The following is a 17,297-nucleotide window of genomic DNA, read 5'->3' as shown; positions in this document are numbered from 1 at the left end:
GAATCTGCTGAATCTGCCGGGCTAACCGGACAAAACGCGCACTGCGCTCACCTGACCCCTTGCTGCGCTTCATATACGGGCCAGCGCTTCGATTTCGATCAGGTAGCCATGGTGCAAGGCTGGAACCGGCACCACGGCGCGTGCGGGCCGGTGCTCACCGAGATAACGGGCGTAGACACGGTCGAAAGCCGGCCAGTGTTCGATGCCCGCAACGTAGACGGTCACCTTCAGCAGATCCCTTGGCTGTCGGCCGGCCGCCGCGAGAATCGCCAGCAGGTTGTCCAGCGCGAGGGCGGCCTGCACGTCGAACGGTTGCTCGACGCTGTGGCTGCCATCGGCGTGCACCGGCAGTTGCCCGGACACGTACAAGACGCCTTGGTGCGCAACCGCCTGGGCGTAATGCCCACCCGGTAGGGCGGCATCGGTTGTGCGGATCGTCTCGATTTCACCAGCCATGCAGGCGACTCCAGAGTTGGACTTGGCCAGTGTCATCACAGGCGCAGTAATGGGGAAATTGGGCGCCGGTGGCACAGGCGTGGTTGGGCAGGATGCGCAGGCGGCTGCCGATGGGATAGCGCGCTGTGATGTCGACGTGCTCGGCACCTGACAGGGTGACGATGCCGTGTTCCTGATTGGCGCCGGTGAGCCGTGCCCCTTCGATCCAGTCGCCGGCGTCGGTGCATACCTGCCCATAGCCGAAATCATGCTGCTGGCGCTGAGTGCCCCGGTCACGACTCATCGCCATCCAACCGGCATCGGTGATGATCCAGCCCTTGTCTGGCTGATGACCGATGACGCTGGTCAGCACGCTCAGCGCCAACTCATCCGCCTGACAAACGCCGACGTTGTGCATCACCAGGTCGAAGAACACATACACACCGGCCCGAACCTCGGTGACGCCGTCCAGGTTCAGTGCCGACAGGGCCGTGGGCGTCGAGCCGATGCTGACCTGCGGACATGCCAGCCCGGCGTCGCGGATGCGTCGGGCCGCGCTGACGCAGACCTGCCGCTCCTGTTCGGCCAGGGCTTGCAGCGCCTCGGGGGTGTCCAGCTCGTAGCTGGATCCGGCATGGGTCATGACGCCGCAAAGCCGCTGTCCACCTTCGCCGAGGGCTCGTGCGATATCGACGAGCGCTCCGTCTTCGATGCGCACGCCGGAGCGATGGCCGTCGCAATCGATCTCGATCCATACGTCGAAGGGTTCGTCGTGACGTTGGCCGAAATCGACAATCGCCCGGGCTGCCACCAGGCTGTCCGTCAGGATGCTCAGCTGGCAGCCTTTGCGCCTGAGCGCCAGGGCCTGGTCCAGTTTGCCGGGCACGATGGCCACGGCATAGAAAATGTCCTGGATGCCGTTGGCGAAGCAATGCTCCGCTTCCTTCAAGGTGGACACCGTGACACCGCTGGCTCCAGCGGCAATCTGGGCCTGCACTACCTGCAGGCATTTGCTGGTCTTGATGTGGGGGCGCAAGCGCACGCCCAAGTCGTCCATGCGTTGTTGCATGCGCTGGATATTGCGTTGCATGCGTGGCCGATCGATGAGCGCGGCGGGGGTGTCGAGGGAAGCGGTCGAGGCTGGCATGGCAGGGCCCGGTGGTGGAAGACGGGGTCGACTCTACTCAGGCGTCGTGAAGTCATGGTTCAATGCGGTGTCATCAATCATTAAGTTGAACTGAATGATCAGCATCGAAGACCTGCGAATGGCCGCGACACTGGCGCGTTGCGACTCTTTGAGCGCGGCCGCCAGGGCATTGGATGTCTCGCCACCGGCGCTGTCCATGCGTCTGCGCAAGCTGGAAGGCGTCCTCGGGCTGACCTTGGCCAATCGCGATGCCCGGCGCCTGAGCCTGACCGCCGACGGCGAGCGTTTTTCCCGTCAGAGCGCGCTGTTGCTGGAACAGCTTGAGGCCCTCCCCGAATCGTTCAGGCGGCAGGATGATCAACTGGTCGGCACCCTGAGGCTGGCGGCGCCGTTCGGCTATGGGCGCCAGCGCCTCGCGCCGTTGCTGGCGCGTTTCGCCAGGTTGCATCCGCAGCTGTGCCTGCACCTGGATCTGCGGGAAACGCCTTGGCCGGATCGGCATGACAGCGACGCGGTGATTCACATCGGCAACCTCAGCGACAGCCAGTGGGTCGCCCGGACCCTCACGCAAAATGATCGGTGGCTGTGCGCGAGTCCCGCCTATCTGGCGCTGAACGGCACGCCGTCAGCGCCCGAGCAACTGGCTGATCATCGTTGCATTTGCATTCGCGAAAACGACGAGGACGTCACCCTGTGGCACTTGCGTAAAGATCAGCAGCACAAGACGCTGCGGATCAAACCGGCTTTATTGAGCAACGATGGCAGCGTGGCGCGGCGTTGGGCAGAAGAAGGGCTGGGGCTGGTGCTGCGTTCGCAGTGGGATGTCAGCAGGGCCATCGCCGACGGGCGGCTGGTACGGGTGCTCGCCGATTGGCAATTCGACAGCGCCCCCATCAACCTGCTGGTGCCTTCGCGCAAAGTGCGCAGCGCGCGGGTCCAGGCGTTGGTCAGCTTCCTGGAAGCTGAGTTGAAAGCCTGATCGAAGGCAGCGCCATGCTGTCTTTTGACAGTGCTACTGGCATCGCGAGCAGGCTCGCTCCCACAGGCATTTGGCTTGGATCACAAAGCGCGATGGCCCCCAGGATTCCATGTGGGAGCGAGCCTGCTCGCGATGGCGTCAGCCCGTTCGACAAAGATGCTGAAACGCCCCCGGTTCCTGCGCAGATTCTGCCGCAAACAGCTTGCCGCCGTGCCGTTTGGTGCACCAGAACTGCCCGCAAACCCACTGAAACATGGGCGCAACGCCCGTGCCTGGAGCATCCCGCAAAGTCTGCTGAGGGAGCCCCGCAAAACGGTGGTTTGTACCAAGCCGCCACTATTTTTAACCGATTATCCACGGTCTCATGGTGTTGTAATGAAAATGTGATGCAGCGTTGTGCCGGTGCTTAACGAATGGCGCCGATGCTTGCCACGTTCATGCCTCCAACAACCATTCAGGACCGCACCCATGAGCTTTCTTCGACCCAAGTACATCACCTTCGATTGCTACGGCACGTTGACCAACTTCCAGATGGGCAGCATGACCCGCGAGCTGTTCGCCGATCGTGTCGATGCCGGGCAGATGGATCAGTTCGTCAAGGACTTCGCCGCTTATCGCCTGGATCAAGTGATGGGTGACTGGCGCCCCTATGATGAAATCATCAAGACTTCCCTGGCCCGCGTCTGCAAGCGCTGGGGTGTTGAGTATCGGGGCGAAGGTCAGCTCTACTACGACGCCGTGCCGACCTGGGGCCCTCACGCCGATGTGCCGGCGGGCCTGTCGAAAATCGCCGACAAGATCCCCCTGGTGATTTTTTCCAACGCGATGGACGAGCAGATCATGTCCAACGTCGACAAGCTCGGCGCGCCTTTCCATAAAGTTTTCACCGCCCAGCAGGCACAGGCCTACAAGCCGCGCCTGGCGGCCTTCGAATTCATGCTCGATAACCTCGGCTGCGGGCCGGAAGACGTGTTGCACGTATCGTCCAGCTTCCGCTACGACTTGATGCCTGCCCATGACATGAAGATCAAGAACAAGGCCTTTGTTGCCCGTGGTCACGAGCAGCCGGGCAACGCGATCTATGGCTATCACCAGATTCCCGATATCGGTGGGTTGGCCGCTCTGGTCGGGCTCTGAGACGCACGCACTTTCCAAGGCGAAAGGGGTTAGACATGGGCAGTGAGTCCTATTGGCTCGATACCGCACCGGCCTTCACAGGTGCTCAACTCGGCGGGTTGCCGAGGCAGGTCGATGTCGCCGTCGTCGGTGGCGGTTTCACCGGGCTGGCGGCCGCCCGTGCCCTGGCCCTGAAGGGGGCCAGCGTGGCGGTGCTGGAAGCGGGACGGGTGATTGGCGAGGCGTCGGGGCGTAACGGCGGGCATTGCAGCACCGGCGTCGCCCAGGATTACGCGGCGCTCACCGCCAGTCTCGGCGCCGATAAAGCGCGGGCGTATTACCAGGCCTACGAGAGCGCCGTGCAGAGCGTCGTCGCGCTGGTGGAACAGGAGGGGATTGCCTGCGACCTCAAGCGCAACGGCAAGCTCAAACTCGCCGCCAAGCCGATGCACTACGAGGGATTGGCACGCACCTGTGAGTTGATCCGCAAGGAAGTCGATGCCGAGGTCGAGCTGCTGTCCGCCCAAGAGACGCGGGCGGAGGTCAAGTCCGACCAGTTTCATGGCGGCCTGCTACAGCGCAATGGTGTGCAGATGCACATCGGGCGCTTTGGCGTCGGCTTGGCCGAGGCCGCCGCGCGTCACGGCGCGTTGATTTTCCAGGGCGTGGCCGTCAAGGACTGGAAGGCCAGCGCCGGTGGTTATCAGGTCAACACCAGCAAGGGAACACTGCACGCTTCGCAGGTCTTGCTGGCGACCGGTGCCAGTCAGCATGGCGGCTTGGGCTGGTATCGGCGGCGAATCGTCCCGGTGGGCAGTTTCGTGATCGCCACCGAGGTGTTGCCCCAGGCGCTGATCGACAGCTTGCTGCCGGCGCGCCGCTCCTATGTCACCAGTCGCATGATCGGCAACTACTTCCGCCTGACCCCGGATAACCGTCTGCTGTTTGGCGGGCGTGCGCGGTTTGCCATGTCCGACAGTGTTTCCGATGCCAAGAGCGGCAAGGTGCTGCAGGCGGCGATGGTGCGGATGTTCCCGCAACTGGCCAACGTCAGGATCGACTACTGCTGGGGCGGATTGGTGGACATGACGTCCGACCGGTTGCCCCGGGCCGGCCAGCATGGCGGGGTGTATCACTCCATGGGCTACAGCGGCCATGGCGTGCAGATGTCGGTGCACATGGGGCAGGTCATGGCCGAGGTCATGGCTGGCAAGGCTGAGGCCAATCCGTGGCGCGAGCTCGACTGGCCGGCGATTCCCGGGCATTTCGGCAAGCCCTGGTTCTTGCCGCTGGTAGGCGCGTATTACCGCCTGCAGGACTATCTCCACTGATTCATATGACGTTGTTTTTACGTTTCATCCACGTTGCGTCAACCGTGCGCAACCGAGCCCTTACCATGAGCGAAAGGTAGAACTGACATGACTGACACTAAGAGCAGCATTGATAGCCAGTTGATTACCGGTACAGACAGTCTGCGTGTTTTTGAAGGGCTCAATCGGGGCATGTCGCGCCGTCATGCGCTGCAGATGCTGGGCTTGGCCGGGGTGGCCGCGGCAGGGGCCGGCAGCCTGTTCGGCGCCGCTGGCAAACTGCTGGCCGACGAAACCGCGAGCCCTGGCAAGGGCAAGCCGGGTGGGCGCATTCGCGTCGCCGGTATTTCCAGCTCCACCTCCGATACGCTGGATCCGGCCAAGGGTTCATCCTCCACGGACTACGTGCGCCATTACATGTTCTACAACGGCCTGACCCGTTTCGACAGCCACATGGTGCCGCAACTGGAGCTGGCCGAGCGCATCGATACCACTGACGCCACGCTCTGGGTGATTACCCTGCGCAAGGAAGTGACGTTTCACAACGGCAAGGGTCTGACCGCCGCTGACGTGGTGTATTCCCTGTTGCGACACAAGGATCCGATTACCGGATCCAAGGTCCTGCCCTTGGCCGAGCAGTTTGCCGAGGTCAAGGCCAACGGCACCCATGAAGTGCAGATCCGCTTGAGTGGCCCGAATGCCGAGCTGCCCTCGATTCTCGCTGTTTCCCATATGCTGATCGTGCCCGAAGGTACCAGCGACTTCAGCCAGGGTGTCGGTACAGGTCCGTTCAAGGTCAAGGAGTTCAAGCCGGGGGTGCGGTCCATTGGTGCACGCAACACCAACTATTGGAAACCCGGTTTGCCGTACCTGGACGAGATCGAGTTCATCGGCATTGCCGACGAGCCGTCCAGGGTCAACGCGCTGCTCTCGGGCGACGTGCAGATCATCAACGAGGTCAACCCTCGCTCGACGACGCGCATCAAGGACAGCACCACCCACCGGGTCGTGGACTCGCCGTCGGGTAACTACACTGACTTGATCATTCGCCAGGACCAGATGCCCGGGCAGAACCCGGAATTCACCGAAGCCATGAAGCTGCTGCTGGACCGGGAACAGGTCAAGTCGGCGATCTTCCGCGGGTTTGCCCGGGTCGGCAACGACCATCCGATTGCCCCCGGTTCGCGTTTCCACAATGCCGACCTGCCGCAACGGACCTACGATCCGGAGAAGGCGCGCTTCCTGCTGAAAAAGGCCGGCATGGAAAGCATCAGCATGCCGGTAATGTGTTCGCCGGCTGCCACCGGTTCGGTGGACGTTGCGGTGCTGCTGCAGCAGTCGGCCAAGGAGGCTGGGCTCAAGCTCAACGTCAACCGTCTGCCGAGCGACGGCTACTGGTCCAACCACTGGGCCAAGCATCCGTTGAGCTTCGGCAACATCAACCCACGGCCCAACGCCGACATGCTGTTCTCGCAGTTCTTCCAGTCGACGGCACCGTGGAATGAGTCCGGTTGGAAAAATGCCCAGTTCGATCAGTTGCTGATACAGGCCCGGGGCGAAACCGACGAAACCAAACGCGGCAAGATGTACGCCGACATGCAGACCCTGGTGCATGATCACTGCGGTATCGGCATCCCGGTGTTCATCAGCAACATCGATGGCGTCGACCAGCGCGTGAAGGGCTATGGCACCAACCCGCTGGGCGGCTTCATGGGCTACATGTTCGCCGAGCAGGTCTGGCTGGACGCTTGATGAGCGTCGGTGTTTCGCTGGCTGACAGTGCACGAGGATAGGGCGATGAATAGCAACACACTGTGGTTGATCGGCCGGCGCTTCGGTGCAGCGATCGTGACCCTTCTGATTGTATCGATGGTGGTGTTCGCCATCACGGCGGTATTGCCGGGAGACGCGGCACAGCAGGCCCTCGGACAATTCGCCACGCCAGAGCAGGTTGCGGCGCTGCGCGTGAAAATGGGGCTGGATCAGCCGGGTGTGTTGCGTTACCTGCACTGGCTGACGAACCTGCTCAGCGGCGACCTTGGGGTGTCGGCGTCCAATGCCACGTCGGTTGCGGAACTGATGGCGGGACGGGTACCCAACACCCTGATGCTGGCGATCGCGACGGCGCTGGTGTCGGTGCCGCTGGCGCTGGTCCTGGGCATCGGTTCGGCCATGGGCCGCGGCGGTCGCATCGACGGTTTCGTGAGCTTCTTCACGCTGATGATGGTGGCTGTGCCGGAGTTCCTGGTGGCCACCCTGGCGGTGCTGATTTTCGCCGTGAACCTGGGCTGGCTTTCAGCGCTGTCGTATTCCAGTGAAATCACTTCGCCGTTGCAATTCATGCGGACCTACGCCTTGCCAGTGATGACGTTGTGTTGCGTGATCGTTGCGCAGATGGCACGCATGACCCGGGCGGCGGTGATCGATCAACTCGACAGTCCTTACGTGGAAATGGCCCGTCTCAAGGGCGTGAGCCCGGTGCGGGTGGTGCTGCGTCATGCGCTGCCCAACGCCATCGGGCCCATTGCCAATGCCATTGCCTTGAGCCTGTCGTATCTGTTGGGCGGCGTGGTGATCGTCGAGACGATTTTCAACTATCCCGGCATCGCCAGCCTGATGGTCGATGCCGTGACCAACCGTGACATGGCGTTGGTCCAGGCCTGCACCATGCTGTTCTGTACCGCATACCTGTCGCTGGTGTTGATTGCCGACCTGTGCGCGATCCTTTCCAATCCGAGGCTGAGAAACCAATGAACAATCCCATTGTGAAATCCCCGACTGCGGCGGTAGCACTGGCATTGGGCAAAGACGCTCATGGTTCGTCCTGGCTTGGGCTGATCGGTGCCGTGATGTGTGTCATGTGGTTGCTGGTGGCGATTTTCGGCCCCTGGCTGGCACCCCACCCGGTGGGGGAAGTGGTGTCCGACAATGTCTTCGACGGCTTCAGTGCCGCTTACCCGCTGGGCACCGACTACCTGGGCCGTGACATGCTCAGCCGGATCCTGGTCGGCGCGCAATTCACCGTGGGCCTGGCGTTGGTCGCCGCGGTACTGGCGAGCGGGCTGGGAACCACTTGCGCGCTGCTCTCGGTGGTTTCACCGAAGTGGCTGGACGAACTGATCAGCCGCCTGATGGACGCGTTCATTTCGATTCCGAGCAAGATGCTGGCGTTGATCATGGTTTCGGCGTTCGGCTCGTCGGTGACCTTGCTGGTGTGCACGGCGGTACTGAGCTACACCCCGGGGGCGTTCCGTATCGCCCGCAGCATGGCGGTGAATATCGAGGCCCTGGAGTACGTGCAAGTGGCCCGCACCCGTGGCGAGCGTCGGCTGTACATCGCCTGCGTGGAAATCCTGCCCAATATGCTCAACCCGGTGCTGGCGGACCTGGGCCTGCGCTTCGGCTTCATCGTGCTGCTGCTCAGCGGCATGAGCTTCCTCGGCCTGGGCGTGCAACCGCCGGACGCCGACCTCGGCTCCCTGGTGCGCGAGAACATTGGCGGCCTTAACCAGGGCGCGCCGGCCATCGTGATTCCGGCACTGGCCATCGGCACCCTGACCATCGGCGTGAATCTGTTTATCGACCGCCTGTCTTCGCGGCGCAATCGACGTTCGGGAGGCCATTGAGATGAGCGAATTGATCCGAGTCGAAAACCTGCGGGTCGTCGCCGGTGACGAGCGCGGCGAAGTCGAAATCGTCAAGGGCGTGAGTTTCTCCCTGGAGAAAGGCGAAGTGCTGGCGCTGATCGGCGAGTCCGGCTCCGGCAAGACCACCATTGCCCTGGCACTGCTCGGTTACGCACGGCGCGGTTGTCGCCTGGCCGGCGGCAGCGTGCGCATCGGCGAGCATGACATGCTGGCCCTCGGTGAAAGCGAGTTGCAAGGCTTGCGCGGCAACCGTGTCTCGTACATTGCCCAGAGCGCCGCCGCGGCGTTCAACCCGGCCAAGAAGCTGATCGACCAAGTGGTCGAAGGCGCGCTGATCCATGGCCTGGGCAACCGGGCCACGCTCGAAGCCAAGGCCATCGGGCTGTTCCGGGACCTGGCGCTGCCGAACCCCGAACGCATCGGCCAGCGCTACCCCCATCAGGTTTCCGGCGGCCAGCTGCAACGGGTGATGGCCGCCATGGCGTTGATCAGCGATCCTTTGCTGGTGGTGCTCGATGAGCCGACCACGGCCCTCGACGTCACGACCCAGATCGACGTGTTGCGGGCCTTCAAGCGGGTCGTGCGCGAGCGTGGCGCGACGGCGGTCTATGTGTCCCACGACCTGGCGGTCGTCGCGCAGATGGCCGACCAGATCGTCGTGCTCAACGGCGGGCAGATCTTCGAGCAGAGCGCCACCGCGCCACTGCTCAAGGGGCCGGCCCACGAATACACCCGCAGCCTGCTGGCGGCGGCGCGGCCGGACACGACGATTCGTCCACCCTGCGGCGTGGCCGCGGACACGCCGCTGTTGACGATCCAGGGCCTGACCGCCGGCTATGGCGACAAGGACCGTCGCGGGATGCCGATGATCCGCGTGCTCGAGGACATCGACCTGACTGTGCGCCGGGGCCAGGCCATCGGGGTGATCGGCGAATCGGGGTCGGGTAAATCCACCCTGGCGCGGGTGGTGGCGGGGCTGTTGCCACCGGCTCTTGGCGGGTTGACGTTCGATGGCCAGCCCTTGGGCGGCAGCCTGTCCGAGCGCACCGATGAACAGTTCCGGCGAATCCAGATGGTGTTCCAGAACGCCGACACCGCGCTCAATCCGATGCACAGCATCAGCACCATCCTGAGCCGACCACTGAAAATGTATTTCGGCCTCAAGGGTGCAGCGCTGCGTGAACGTATCGGCGAGTTGCTGGACCTGGTGCGCCTGCCGCGAACCCTGGCCGAGCGCCGTCCGGGCGAACTGTCCGGCGGGCAGAAGCAGCGGGTCAACCTGGCCCGCGCGTTGGCGGCCAAGCCGGACCTGATTCTTTGCGATGAAGTGACCTCGGCCCTCGATACGGTGGTGGGCGCGGCGATTCTCGAACTGCTGCGCGACTTGCGCCAGCAACTGGGGGTTTCCTACCTGTTCATCAGCCACGACATTTCCACGGTGCGGGCGCTGTGCGATGACATCGTCGTGATGTACAGCGGCCACAAGGTCCAGGAGGGCTCACGGCAATCGTTCGCCCAGGCACCGTTCCATCCCTACACCGACCTGCTGATCCATTCGGTGCCGGAGTTGCGCCAGGGCTGGCTGGAAAGCTGTGGCACGACCACCTGCGGCACGCTGCCCGCATTGGGTGAAAAGGCCGAGGCTTCGACGCTATGCACCTTTCTCAATCGCTGCCCGGTGCGCGTCGACGGCCTGTGCAACCGCACCGCGCCGCCCCGGCGCGTCATCGAGGGTGGCAGCGAGGTGCTCTGTCATCACGACGGTGGCGAGCTGCTCAAGACGCAGCAGGATGCAAACAGCATGATTGCCGGAGCCTACGCATGAGCGCTCGTTTCGTAAGGCTGGCCGAACAGGGCCGACCCGTCGTCAAACTGACCGTGGATGGCGTCTCCGTCGAGGCGTTGCAGGGCGACACGTTGATGGTCGCGCTGCTGACCCACGGCCCGGCGTTGCGCCAGTCGGAGTTCGATCCGGGCAGCCGCGCCGGTTTCTGCCTGATGGGCGCCTGCCAGGACTGCTGGGTCTGGACCCGCAGCGGCGAACGCCTGCGTGCCTGCTCCAATGAAGTCCGCGAGGGCTTGGACATCATCACCCGGCAACCGGAGGCAATATGGCCACTGCGCGGATAGCGATAGTCGGTGCCGGGCCGGCGGGCATTCGCTGTGCCCAGACGTTGGTCGCGGCGGGCTTCAGGCCGATCCTGATCGACGAAAACCGGCGCGACGGCGGACAGATCTACCGCCGCCAGCCCGAAGGATTCACCCGTACCTACACCACGCTGTACGGCACCGAGGCCGAGAAGGCCCGGGACCTGCACGACAGTTTCGACCGTTTGCGCCCGCAGATCGACTACCGTCCGGACACCCTGGTGTGGAACCTGACATCGGGGCAACTGTGTTGCGTCAGCCAGGGCGAACATTCGACGGTGGATTACGACGCGCTGGTGCTTTGCACCGGCGCCACCGACCGCCTGATGCCCATCGAAGGCTGGCAGTTGGGCGGCACCTACAGCCTCGGCGGGGCGCAGATCGCGTTGAAGGCCCAGGCGGTTTCCATTGGTCACCGGGTGGTGTTCATGGGCAGCGGGCCGTTGCTCTATCTCGTTGCCAGCCAATACCTCAAGGCCGGTGCCAATGTGGCGGCGGTGCTCGACACTTCGCCCTTGGGCAAGCGTATCAAGGCCCTGCCCAAACTCATGGCGCGTCCCCGTTTATTGTTCACCGGCATGAAGTTGCTGGCGCAGTTGCGCCAGGCGAAAGTCCCGGTGCACCTGGGCGTTTCGCCTCTGCACATACTGGGCGAGGTAGACAGCGGCGTCAGTGGCGTGCGCGTGCGTACCGCGAACGGCGAAACGTTGACGGTGGATTGCGACGCCGTCGCCCTGGGGTATCACTTGCGTCCGGAAACCCAGTTGGCCGATCTGGCCGGCTGTGTCTTGCGTTTCGACGAGGCATCCAGCCAGTGGCTGCTGGCGACGGATGAGGACGGGCGAACCTCGGTCAGCGGTGTCTATGCCGCCGGAGATGGTTCGAGCATCCGTGGCGCCGATGCCGCCGAATGCGCCGGTCGCCTGACCGCCCTGGCGGTGCTGAGCGATCTGCAGCAGCCGGTGGACGCCGCCCAGGTCACCGAACAGCGCCAGGCGCTCAAGGTGATGGATGCGTTTCGCCTCGGCCTGGCCCAGGCGTTTCCCTGGCCGGCGGCGCAAGCCAAGGCATTGCCGGACGAGGCCATTGTCTGCCGTTGTGAAATGATCACCGCTGGCGAGCTGCGGCGCACCGTCAGTGAAAAGGGCGCCTGCGAAGTCAACCGGGCCAAGGCCTTCAGCCGGGTCGGCATGGGCCGCTGTCAGGGGCGCTATTGCGCCCAGGCCGGGGCCGAAGTGATTGCCGCGGCGGCCGGTGTCGACGTCCGGGAGGTCGGCCGCCAACGTGGCCAGGCGCCAGTCAAGCCGCTTTCGATGCTCACCCGGGAGGTGACGCCATGACCCAGAACAAGGCCGATGTGTTGATTGTCGGCGGTGGTGTGATGGGCGCGGCGTCAGCATTTTTCCTGCGCCAGCGAGGGCAGTCGGTGATTCTGCTGGAACGCGACCTGATCGGTCAGTACGCCAGCGGCGTCAACTTCGGCAACGTCCGGCGCCAGGGGCGTTACCTCGGGCAACTGGAGCTGGCGAATCGCTCCTTTGCCCTGTGGAAACGCTTGCCGGAATTGATCGACGATGACCTGGAATTCATCGCCAGCGGGCATATGCGCGTGTGCTATCGCGAAGACGAGATTGCTGAGCTTGAGGCTTACGCCGCAGCCCCTGAAGCGGTGCAGCTGGATTTGAAGATCTACCGTGGCGCCGAACTGCATGAACGTTTTCCGTTCCTTGGCAAAGACGTGAAGGGAGGCTCTTATGCGCCTCACGATGGCCACGCCAACCCGCGTCTGGCGGCGCCTGCGTTTGCGCGGGCGGCCCGGCGGCTGGGGGCGCGCATCGAAGAGCGGACCGAAGTGGCCGAAGTGCAGAAGGTCAACGCCGATACGTTCAGCGTCACCACCACCGACGGTCGCCGGTTCAGCGCCGCGCGCCTGCTGATTACGGCGGGGGCCTGGGGCCAGAAGCTCTCGGAGCAATTCGGTGAACCGGTGCCGCTGGAGACCAACGGCCCGCAGATGGCGGTCACCGAGCCGGTGCCGTATGCCTTGCCGACGGTGATCGGCGTGTACACCAAGATACCCGAAGAGGTGATCTACTTCCGTCAGATCCCCCGGGGCAACATCATCATCGGCGGTGGCTATCGCTGCAAGCCGGACATGCTCAACCGTCGGGCCCATGTCGAGCCGCGCAGTATTCTCAACCAGCTGGACCAGATGCGCCGCCTGGTGCCAGGTATCGGCAACCTGAACATCATCCGCGTGTGGAGCGGGATCGAAGGCTACCTGTCCGACTCGCTGCCGGTGATGGGGCCCAGTGGCAACGTGGATGGTCTGTACTATGCGTTCGGTTTCAGCGGTCACGGCTTCCAGCTCGGCCCGGGTGTCGGTGATGTCATGGCCGAGCTGATCAGCACCGGCAGCACCAGCACTTCCATCGAACCGTTCTCCATTTGCCGGTTCGCCTCTTCTGCCGAGCAACGGAGCAAAGCGTCATGAAACCAAGGGTACTGGCGATTCTCGAACGCCTGCTGGCATTTGAAACGGTCTCTTCGGAGTCGAACCTGGCCTTGATCGAGTATGTGCGCGAGCTGCTGGCGAGCAAGGGCATCGAGTCGCTGATCGTCAAGGACGAGAGCGGCAAGAAGGCCAACCTCTTCGCCAGCACCGGCCCCCGTGAGCAGCCGGGGATCCTGTTGTCCGGGCACACCGACGTGGTGCCGGCGGCGGGACAGGCGTGGACCGTCCCGGCGTTTCAGGCGACGCTGCGCGACGGCCGGATCTACGGTCGCGGCAGCTGTGACATGAAAGGCTTCATCGCGCTGGCCATCGACGCCATGCTCGATGCCGCCGACTGCTCGTTGAGCCGACCGTTGCAACTGGCGCTGTCCCATGACGAAGAGATCGGTTGTGTCGGCGTGCGTCGTCTGCTCGATGTGCTTCACCTGGCGCCGGTCCGGCCGTTCCTGTGCGTGATCGGCGAGCCGACCAACATGCAGTTCGTGCTCGGGCACAAGGGCAAGGGTTCCTACCGTACCTACTGTCGGGGCCTGGAGGCGCACTCGTCGCTGGCGCCGCTTTCGGTGAACGCGATTCACGTGGCTTGCGATTTCATCGCGGCGCTGCGCCAGAGCCAGCAGCAGTTGCAGGAGCAGGGCGCCCGGGATGCGGATTTCGATGTGCCCTACAGCACCGTGCACGTCGGGCAGATCGTCGGTGGCAAGGCCCTGAACATCGTGCCGAACCTGTGCACCCTGGATTTCGAGGTGCGCAACTTGCCGGCTGACAACCTGGATCAGTTCCTGGAGCAACTGCGCGAGCGCGCCGAAATGATCGTCGGTGAAGCAAAAAAACTCTCCAGCGTGGCGGCTATCGAGATCGACACCTTGAACGTCTACCCGGGCCTGGACACCCACCCGAGCGTGGAGGCGGTGCGCTTCCTGAAAAACTTCGCCGCCCCGGACACCGGCACCGCCAAGGTGTCCTTCGGCACCGAAGGCGGCCTGTTCAAACAACGCCTGGATGTACCCGTAGTGGTCTGTGGCCCGGGCTCCATCGAACAGGCGCACAAGCCCGATGAGTTCATCGAGGTCAGCCAGATGGACGCGGGTGAACGGTTTCTGGAAGGGGTGTTGGGGTCCTTGAAACTGTAAACGCCTCTTGAATCACCACCGAACCCCTGTGGGAGCGAGCAGGCTCGCTCCCACAAGGGTTGGTGGTGATTTTCATGTCCCGGTAGAGCCTGCCGTCCCACCCCGCAACTTCAGCATCCCGCACTGCCCAACACCCGCTTTCAGCATCCTGCGCCGCGGCATCTCCCTAGACTGGAAATACCTCGGAACAGGACACGACCATGCTCAAGACGCTATTGAAAGACCCCAGCCTGCTGGCAGAGCTCGCCTATATCGACGGTCAGTGGACCGGCGCTGACGATGCCGCCACCCTTGACGTCATCGACCCGGCCAGTGGTGAGCTGCTGGCCCGCGTACCGGCCCTGCAGGGTGTGGAGACCCGTCGTGCCATCGAGGCCGCCGAGCGTGCCTGGCCGGCCTGGCGCGCCCGTCCGGCGGCGGAGCGTGCGGTGCTGTTGGAGCGCTGGTACCAGGCAATGATCGACAACCTCGACGACCTGGCGCTGATCATGACCTGCGAGCAGGGCAAGCCGCTGAACGAAGCCAAGGGTGAAATCCGCTACGGTGCCGGTTTCGCCAAATGGTTTGCCGAGGAAGCCCGCCGGATCTATGGCGAAACCATCCCGGCGCCCAGCGGCGACCGTCGCCTGCTCACCCTCAAGCAACCGGTGGGGGTCTGCGCGGCCATTACCCCTTGGAATTTCCCCAACGCAATGATCACCCGCAAGTGCGCCCCGGCCCTGGCGGCGGGTTGCCCGGTCATTGTCAAACCTTCGGACCTCACGCCGCTGTCGGCCCTGGCGCTGGCGGTGCTGGCCGAGCGGGTCGGGATTCCCGCAGGTGTGTTCAACGTCGTCACCGGCCTGCCCGCGGGCATCGGCGAAGAGCTGACCGGCAACCCGACGGTGCGCAAGATCTCCTTCACCGGCTCCACGGCGGTCGGTCGGCTGCTGATGCGCCAGAGTGCCGAGCACATCAAGCGCCTGAGCCTGGAACTGGGCGGCAATGCTCCCTTTATCGTGTTCGATGACGCGGACCTGGAGCAGGCCGTGACCGGCATCATGCTCAGCAAGTTTCGCAATGCCGGCCAGACCTGTGTCTGCGCCAACCGCATCCTGGTGCAGGATGGCATCTACGAGCGTTTGGCCGAACGCCTGGTGCAAGAGGTGGGCAAGCTCAAGATCGGCAATGGCCTGGAAGCGGATGTGACGATCGGCCCGCTGATCAACCCTGCGGCGGTCAGCAAGGTCGCCCGGCACATCGACGATGCGTTGAGCCAGGGCGCTCGCCTGCTCTGTGGTGGCATCCCTGAAGGTGACAGCCAGTTCGTGCAGCCCACCGTGCTTGGCGAAGCCCATGCCGGAATGTTGCTGGCCAACGAAGAAACCTTCGGCCCGGTGGCGCCGTTGATGCGCTTCACCACCGAAGAGGAGGCGCTGGCCCTGGCCAATGCCACGCCGTATGGCCTGGGCGCCTATTTCTTCACCCAGGACTTGCGTCGGTCCTGGCGTTTCGGCGAGGCACTGGAGTTCGGCATGGTCGGCCTCAATACCGGGATCATCTCCATGGAAGTGGCGCCCTTCGGTGGTATCAAGCAATCGGGCCTGGGTCGCGAGGGCAGCAAGTACGGGCTGGACGAGTACCTCGAAGTCAAGGCTTTCCACATCGGTGGGTTGTGAGTCGGTCATCGTTTGAACAGACAGCAGGGGACCAGGATTGATGAGTAAACCATTCAGAATCGCCGCCATTGCCGGCGATGGCATCGGCCAGGAAGTCTTGCCGGAAGGGCTACGGGTGTTGGAGCAGGCCGCGAAGAAATGGCAGTTGGATTTGCACATCGAAGTGCTCGACTGGGCTCACTGCGACTACTACCTGGAACATGGGCAGATGATGCCCGGCGACTGGTTCGAACAGCTCAAGGGCTTCGACGCGATCTACTTCGGTGCCGTGGGTTGGCCGGACAAGGTGCCGGATCATATTTCCCTGTGGGGGTCGTTGCTCAAGTTTCGTCGCGACTTCGACCAGTACGTGAACATTCGCCCGGTGCGACTGTTCCCCGGCGTGCCGTGTCCGTTGGCCGGGCGCGAGGCGGGAGACATTGATTTCGTCGTCATCCGTGAAAACACCGAGGGCGAGTATTCCTCCGTTGGCGGCAAGATGTTCGAAGGCACCGAGCACGAGTTCGTGCTCCAGGAGTCGGTGTTTACCCGCCGTGGTGTCGACCGGATTCTCAAGTTCGCCTTCGACCTGGCCCAGACCCGGCCACGCAAGCGCCTGACGTCGGCGACCAAATCCAACGGGATCTCCATCAGCATGCCGTACTGGGACGAACGCACGGCGCTGATGGGCGAGCAGTACCCCGAGGTGACGTGGGACAAGCAGCACATCGACATCCTGTGCGCGCGTTTCGTCTTGCAGCCTGACCGTTTTGACGTGGTGGTGGCGTCGAACCTGTTCGGCGATATCCTTTCCGACCTCGGCCCGGCATGCGCCGGCACCATCGGCATTGCGCCCTCGGCCAACCTCGACCCGCAACGACGTTTCCCGTCGCTGTTCGAGCCAGTGCATGGCTCGGCCCCCGATATCTATGGACAGAACATCGCCAACCCGATTGCGATGATCTGGTCGGGCGCCTTGATGCTCGACTTCCTGGGGAATGGGGATGAGCGTTACCGGGCGGCCCATGACGGGATTCTCAAGGCCATCGAACGCGTGATCGCCCAAGGGCCTATCACACCGGACCTGGGCGGGCAGGGCTCGACCCAGGACGTTGGCGGGGCGATTGCTGCGGCGCTTTGAGCCCACGGTCACGCAACACCTTTTGCCCGCTCACACTGCGGGCTTTTTTTTGCGTGGGTTTCTTTGTGGAAGCGGGTGGGGCCGTTGAA

At 63.5% G+C, this 17,297-nt stretch carries 15 protein-coding genes; 13 read left to right on the top strand and 2 right to left on the bottom strand.

What is annotated here, in order from left to right:
* Positions 1–69: 69 nt before the first annotated feature.
* Positions 70–456, bottom strand: a complete 387-nt coding sequence (locus ACODTO_RS08415; protein ID WP_139648509.1) for a RidA family protein — start codon at positions 454–456, stop codon at positions 70–72.
* Entirely contained in the window at positions 446–1,582 is a 1,137-nt protein-coding gene (locus ACODTO_RS08410) for a DSD1 family PLP-dependent enzyme (protein WP_139648511.1), read from the bottom strand. The genes ACODTO_RS08415 and ACODTO_RS08410 overlap by 11 nt, the downstream gene beginning before the upstream one ends.
* Before the next feature lie 94 nt (positions 1,583–1,676).
* Between ACODTO_RS08410 and ACODTO_RS08405 the strand changes: the two genes are divergently transcribed.
* The 13 genes from ACODTO_RS08405 to ACODTO_RS08345 all read left to right on the top strand — a co-directional run bounded on the left by ACODTO_RS08405 (position 1,677) and on the right by ACODTO_RS08345 (position 17,208).
* Positions 1,677–2,561: a LysR family transcriptional regulator gene (locus tag ACODTO_RS08405; protein WP_139648513.1), complete on the top strand. Its 885-nt coding sequence runs from the start codon at positions 1,677–1,679 to the stop codon at positions 2,559–2,561.
* Positions 2,562–3,029: 468 nt separating this feature from the next.
* Positions 3,030–3,698 carry a haloacid dehalogenase type II gene (locus ACODTO_RS08400; RefSeq protein WP_139648515.1) on the top strand — a complete coding sequence of 223 codons (669 nt, stop codon included), beginning with the start codon at positions 3,030–3,032 and terminating at the stop codon, positions 3,696–3,698.
* A gap of 35 nt (positions 3,699–3,733) precedes the next feature.
* On the top strand, positions 3,734–5,008 hold the full coding sequence (locus ACODTO_RS08395) for an NAD(P)/FAD-dependent oxidoreductase (protein ID WP_139648517.1): 1,275 nt from the start codon (positions 3,734–3,736) through the stop codon (positions 5,006–5,008).
* An 87-nt stretch (positions 5,009–5,095) separates the two neighbouring features.
* Positions 5,096–6,739 carry an ABC transporter substrate-binding protein gene (locus ACODTO_RS08390; protein ID WP_489106272.1) on the top strand — a complete coding sequence of 548 codons (1,644 nt, stop codon included), beginning with the start codon at positions 5,096–5,098 and terminating at the stop codon, positions 6,737–6,739.
* A 45-nt stretch (positions 6,740–6,784) separates the two neighbouring features.
* Entirely contained in the window at positions 6,785–7,741 is a 957-nt protein-coding gene (locus tag ACODTO_RS08385; protein WP_139648521.1) for an ABC transporter permease, read from the top strand.
* Positions 7,738–8,613 carry an ABC transporter permease gene (locus ACODTO_RS08380; protein ID WP_139648523.1) on the top strand — a complete coding sequence of 292 codons (876 nt, stop codon included), beginning with the start codon at positions 7,738–7,740 and terminating at the stop codon, positions 8,611–8,613. Before ACODTO_RS08385 ends, ACODTO_RS08380 begins: the two co-directional genes overlap by 4 nt.
* A 1-nt stretch (position 8,614) precedes the next feature.
* Positions 8,615–10,459 carry an ABC transporter ATP-binding protein gene (locus ACODTO_RS08375; protein WP_489106271.1) on the top strand — a complete coding sequence of 615 codons (1,845 nt, stop codon included), beginning with the start codon at positions 8,615–8,617 and terminating at the stop codon, positions 10,457–10,459.
* A complete protein-coding gene (locus tag ACODTO_RS08370) occupies positions 10,456–10,764 on the top strand; it encodes a (2Fe-2S)-binding protein (protein ID WP_489106270.1) in 309 nt (102 codons plus the stop codon). Before ACODTO_RS08375 ends, ACODTO_RS08370 begins: the two co-directional genes overlap by 4 nt.
* Positions 10,746–12,122, top strand: coding sequence for an FAD/NAD(P)-dependent oxidoreductase (locus tag ACODTO_RS08365; RefSeq protein ID WP_489106269.1), 1,377 nt, complete (start codon positions 10,746–10,748; stop codon positions 12,120–12,122). The genes ACODTO_RS08370 and ACODTO_RS08365 overlap by 19 nt, the downstream gene beginning before the upstream one ends.
* A complete protein-coding gene (locus ACODTO_RS08360; RefSeq protein WP_139648529.1) occupies positions 12,119–13,276 on the top strand; it encodes an NAD(P)/FAD-dependent oxidoreductase in 1,158 nt (385 codons plus the stop codon). The genes ACODTO_RS08365 and ACODTO_RS08360 overlap by 4 nt, the downstream gene beginning before the upstream one ends.
* Positions 13,273–14,430 carry an acetylornithine deacetylase gene (gene argE / locus ACODTO_RS08355; protein WP_464709260.1) on the top strand — a complete coding sequence of 386 codons (1,158 nt, stop codon included), beginning with the start codon at positions 13,273–13,275 and terminating at the stop codon, positions 14,428–14,430. The genes ACODTO_RS08360 and argE overlap by 4 nt, the downstream gene beginning before the upstream one ends.
* A 200-nt stretch (positions 14,431–14,630) precedes the next feature.
* Positions 14,631–16,088: an NAD-dependent succinate-semialdehyde dehydrogenase gene (locus tag ACODTO_RS08350; RefSeq protein WP_489106268.1), complete on the top strand. Its 1,458-nt coding sequence runs from the start codon at positions 14,631–14,633 to the stop codon at positions 16,086–16,088.
* Between the two features lie 40 nt (positions 16,089–16,128).
* Positions 16,129–17,208 carry a tartrate dehydrogenase gene (locus ACODTO_RS08345; protein ID WP_175385845.1) on the top strand — a complete coding sequence of 360 codons (1,080 nt, stop codon included), beginning with the start codon at positions 16,129–16,131 and terminating at the stop codon, positions 17,206–17,208.
* The last annotated feature ends 89 nt before the right edge of the window (positions 17,209–17,297 follow it).

This window comes from Pseudomonas sp. FG13 (genome assembly GCF_057809755.1).
This window is presented reverse-complemented; position numbering and strand designations above follow the sequence as displayed.